Origin of the sequence: Halomonas sp. ND22Bw (genome assembly GCF_003011945.1) — a bacterium.
GTDB classification, from domain to species: domain Bacteria; phylum Pseudomonadota; class Gammaproteobacteria; order Pseudomonadales; family Halomonadaceae; genus Halomonas; species Halomonas halophila.
This window is the reverse complement of record NZ_PXWD01000154.1, coordinates 1-461: the sequence shown is the minus strand read 5'-3', so window position 1 is coordinate 461 and position 461 is coordinate 1. Positions and strand designations below refer to the sequence as shown.

1 protein-coding gene is annotated in these 461 nt (G+C 59.9%); it reads right to left on the bottom strand.

Features of this window, described 5'->3' with window-relative positions; genetic code table 11:
* Positions 1 to 352 (bottom strand): hypothetical protein (locus CVH10_RS25410; RefSeq protein WP_219924752.1); only part of this gene is annotated, 352 nt, incomplete at its 3' end.
* Positions 353 to 461 lie beyond the last annotated feature (109 nt).

The window sequence follows — 461 nt, the reverse complement described above, 5'->3', positions numbered from 1 at the left end:
CGCCGACCAGCGCCCGCACTTCCGGCGACACGGCGCGGACGAAATTGGCGTTCTGCGCCTGGATCAGCGCAGGCGTGATCGCGGTCAGCGCACCGGGCGGTGGTGGATCCTCGTTGGGGCCCGAGTAGCCAGCGGGCGATACCGCCTTTTCGGCGTCATCGCTGGCCGAACTGAAGCCCGGCGCCAACGGGGCACAGCCCTGCAGCAGGAGTGCTGCAGACGTGAACAGGGCGGCATGTACTAAGAAACTTTTCAAACCGGGCTCCGCATTGACCAAAATGAATACTTTTGGAAACAGTTGGTACTGTACCTCAGCTCCGGCGCCCAGATTCAATTGTTTCCCGGCGTACATCTTTCGACCGGGGGGTCAACTCGTGAAAAAAGTCACAGTGATTGACGTTCTGAAAGGATTCGACCCGCCCATTGCAAGGGGCCGAACTTCGAAATCCGGACGAATCAGC